The following is a 3,696-nucleotide window of genomic DNA, read 5'->3' on the forward strand; positions in this document are numbered from 1 at the left end:
TGCGGCGGGCGGTCGAGGGGTCGCTGTCGCCGGTGCGGCGGGCCGCGCTGCACGCCGAGGTCCTCGCCAAGCTGGAGGCGCGGCCGGGCGTCGACCCGGCGCGGCTCGTGCACCACGCCCACCTCGCCGGCGACGCCGCCGCGGTGCTGCGATGGGTGCCGGCCGCCGCCGACCGGGCCGGCGCGATGGGCGCGTACCGGCAGGCGGCCGCGCACTACGACCTGGCGCTGCCGCTGGTCGGCGCGGACCGCGCCGAGTGGCTCGAGAATTACGGGCGGGCCGCCTACCTCGGCGGGCTGGTGCCGGACGCCCTGGGCGCATACCGGGAGGCCCTGGCCCTGCGGGAGAGCGCCGGCGACCGGGCCAAGACCGGCGAGGACCTGCGCATGATCTCCCGGCTGAGCTGGTGGAACGGCCGGCCCGACGAAGCCCGGGCCGCCACCGAGCGGGCCATCGAGGTGTCCGAGGGCCCCGGGCTGGCGGGCGCGTACAGCCAGCTGGCCTGGCTCTGCATGCTGGCCGAGGAGAGGCCCGAGGCGACCGCCTGGGGCGAGCGCGCCCGCGACCTGGCCAGGAGAACCGGTGATCTCGAGGTCGAGCTGCAGGCCGACGTGACGATCGCATCGGTGCTGATGCAGGCGCGCTATCCGATGGGCCGGGACCAGTTGGAGGAGGCGCACCGGCGGGCGGCCGCGGCCGGCGTCGACGACCAGGCGGTGCGGGCCCTGGTCAACGTGGCGGGCATGGCGCTGGACCAGTTCGACCTGGAGATCTCGGGCGGCGCGCTGGACCGGGTGATCGCCTACGCCCAGGCTCGTGACATGAACGGGTACGTGCGGCACCTGCTCGGCTATCGGGCCAAGGTGCGGCTGGCCCGCGGCGACTGGGCGGGTGCGGTGGCGGACGCCGACCGGGCGATCGCCGGCCCCGAGCAGCCGGGCGGTGCGCTGGTTCCGGCGCTGACCGTGCGGGGCGTGATCCGGTCGCGGCGCGGCCTGGCGGGCGCGGAGGCCGACGTGCGGCTCGCCGCGGAGGGCGGCCACGGCACCGGGGAGCCGCAGTTCGTCATGCCGGCGGCGCTGGCGATGGCCGAGCACCTGTGGCTGATCGGGCAGCCGGACCGGGCGGCCGCCGAGGCCAAGCGCGGCATCGAGGCCGCCGAGCGGGGTGGGCAGCCGTGGTTCCACGGCGAGCTGGCGTTCTGGCTGTGGCGATGCGGGCAGCTGGCCGAGCCGCCGGCCGGCGTGGCCACGCCGTTCCGGCTGCTGATCAACGGCGACTGGCGGGGCGCCGCGCAGGAGTGGGAGGCGCGCGGGTGTCCGTACCACCGGGCCGAGGCTCTGTCGCACGGCGACGCGGACGCCTGCGCCGAGGCGTTGCGCGAGTTCGACCGGTTCGGCGCAGTGGTCCGGGCCCGGCGGCTGCGCGCCGAGCTGCGGGACCGCGGCCTGCCGGTGCCGCGCGGACCGCGACCGGCGACCACGGCCGACCCGACCGGCCTCACCGCCCGCCAGCGCGAGGTCCTCGGCCTCATCGCACAGGGGCTGAGCAACGCCGCGATCGCCGGGCGGCTGCACCTGTCGACCAAGACCGTCGACCATCACGTATCGGCCATTCTGGGTAAGCTCGGCGTCACCTCCAGGGGGCAGGCCGCCGCCCAACATAGGGAGCTCTACCGATGAGGGATGGGGTCCCGAGCTCGTAACTTCTTGGGCATGACAAACGAACTCGTTCTCGACGGAATCAAGGCCAAGCAGCAGAAGACCTGGGGCAGCGGTGACTACGGCGCCGTGGCCGCGATCATCCACCCGATGTCCGAGGCGCTCGTGCAGTCCGCGGACCTGAGCGCCGGAACCAAGGTGCTGGACGTCGCCGCGGGCACCGGCAACGCGTCGCTGGCCGCCGCCCGATGTCTGTGCGACGTCACGGCCAGTGACTACGTGCCGGAGCTTCTCGACCGGGCGCAGGAGCGCGCCGACGCCGAGCACCTGCCGATCACCTGCGAGGTGGCCGACGCGGAGAACCTCCCGTATGCGGACGGCCAGTTCGACGCGGTGCTCTCCGTGGTCGGCGTCATGTTCGCGCCGAACCACGAGGCGGCCGCGGCCGAGCTGACCCGGGTGTGCCGCCCCGGCGGCACGATCGCGCTGGCCAACTGGACCCCCGACGGGTTCATCGGCCACGTGTTCAAGACGATCGGCCGGCACGTGCCGCCGCCGGCCGGGGTGACGCCGCCGCCGCTGTGGGGCGACGAGGCGCACATCCGCGAGCTCTTCGGCGACCGGGTCACCGATCTGAAGATCACGCCGCGCGACTTCGTCTTCCGTTTCCCGGAGGCGAAGGACTTCACCGAGATGTTCAAGAACAAGTACGGCCCCACGCTGAAGGCGTTCGAGGCCCTCGGCGAGAACGGCCAGGCGCTGTACGACGACCTGACCGAGCTGGCCGACAAGTTCAACGTGGCGACCGACGGAACCTGCAAGATCCCGTCCCGGTATGTGGAAGTCGTGGCCTACCGGGCCTGACCGGCAGCTAGAACGCCTGAGCGGATCGACGGCCCAGCACCTCGGCGAGGCGCTGGGCCGTCACCGTGCCCAGCTTCTCGTACTCGATCTTCATCACCGGGGTGGCGAGCTTGACCACGCCGTGCCGCTCGAGGTCGAGGTGATAGGTGACCGCGCAGCCCAGCCCCATCGGCTGGACGGTCATCGTGGCGGTCGCCGAGGCGCCCTCGCTGCGCCCGATGAAGACCAGCCGGCCGCCCTCGTCGGCACACAGCGTGTAGGTCAGCTCGGTGGTCACGCCCAGCACCCGCGACTCGTTGTGCCAGGAGCTGCCGACCTGGATCGGGCCCTGGTCGACGCGGACGGTCCGCCGGGTGGCCGGATCCCACTCCATGGTGTGGCCGAAATCCCGGAGGTACTCGAGCACCGACTCCGCGGGAGCGCTGACGCCGAAGTGCCGCTCAACGACGATGCTCATCACTCAAGCGTACGGGGCGGCTCCGGAGAACCGGCTCACAATTCCCTCGAACATGGTGGAATCGGGGCATGTCCGCCACGCCTGCGCCGGTGTTGCTGCGTCCCGTGCTGCTCGCCGCCGACCGAATGCGGACCAGTCTGCGACTCGGCGCCCTGGTGCTGGTGCTGACCGTGCCCGGGATCGTGGCGACGTGGGCGTACACGGCCGAGGTGAACGCCACGATCGCGTTCAGCGCGGCCGAGGAGGAGGGCACCGACGTCGTCGAGCCGGCCCTGCTCGCGCTGGCCGACACCGTGGCCGGCCGCACGGCCGACCTGGCGGCGGTGCGTGACGCGATGGCCGCCGAGCCGGACCTGAAGCTCACCACCGACATCCCCGACGGCGCCGCTCCGGAGGTCCTGGCGGCGCTGATCACCGAGGTGGGCAACAACTCCAACCTGATCCTCGACCCCGATCTCGACTCCTTCTACGTGATGGACGCGCAGATCGTGCAGCTGCCCAAGGCGCTGCTGGCGGCCGCCGAGGCGCGGACGGCAGAACGGTCGTCGAGCCGCGATGCGGTGGCCGCGCAGGCGGTCCGGGCCGGCACGCTCTCGGGCGCGGCGGAGAGCCTGCGTACGGACAATCTATTTCATTTGCGTTAAGCTTTTGATCTACATTAAGCGTGCAGGTTTTTTGTCTATTTGTAGACGATTTTATGTTATACTAGTCCTT

At 72.1% G+C, this 3,696-nt stretch carries 4 protein-coding genes; 3 read left to right on the top strand and 1 reads right to left on the bottom strand.

The features are described from left to right. The coding region (locus tag AB0M20_RS32010; RefSeq protein WP_364304063.1) for a helix-turn-helix transcriptional regulator at positions 1 to 1,682 on the top strand (1,682 nt) is incomplete at its 5' end. Positions 1,683 to 1,715: 33 nt separating this feature from the next. Further along, positions 1,716 to 2,525 (top strand): class I SAM-dependent methyltransferase, encoded by an 810-nt coding sequence (locus AB0M20_RS32015; RefSeq protein ID WP_364304064.1) that lies wholly within the window; start codon positions 1,716 to 1,718, stop codon positions 2,523 to 2,525. Between the two features lie 7 nt (positions 2,526 to 2,532). Here the strand turns inward: AB0M20_RS32015 and AB0M20_RS32020 are convergent, their stop codons facing one another. Continuing rightward, on the bottom strand, positions 2,533 to 2,982 hold the full coding sequence (locus AB0M20_RS32020; protein ID WP_364304066.1) for an SRPBCC family protein: 450 nt from the start codon (positions 2,980 to 2,982) through the stop codon (positions 2,533 to 2,535). Between the two features lie 68 nt (positions 2,983 to 3,050). On the opposite strand from AB0M20_RS32020, the gene AB0M20_RS32025 reads away from it, so the two are divergent. Next, entirely contained in the window at positions 3,051 to 3,626 is a 576-nt protein-coding gene (locus AB0M20_RS32025) for a hypothetical protein (RefSeq protein ID WP_364304067.1), read from the top strand. The last annotated feature ends 70 nt before the right edge of the window (positions 3,627 to 3,696 follow it).

This window comes from Actinoplanes sp. NPDC051633 (assembly GCF_040681735.1).
Classification (GTDB): Bacteria; Actinomycetota; Actinomycetes; order Mycobacteriales; family Micromonosporaceae; genus Actinoplanes.

Coding starts and splice junctions, on each gene's coding strand:
- AB0M20_RS32015 (WP_364304064.1), top strand. CDS start 1,716: ATGACAAACGAACTCGTTCTCGACGGAATCAAGGCCAAGCAGCAGAAG.
- AB0M20_RS32020 (WP_364304066.1), bottom strand. CDS start 2,982: ATGAGCATCGTCGTTGAGCGGCACTTCGGCGTCAGCGCTCCCGCGGAG.
- AB0M20_RS32025 (WP_364304067.1), top strand. CDS start 3,051: ATGTCCGCCACGCCTGCGCCGGTGTTGCTGCGTCCCGTGCTGCTCGCC.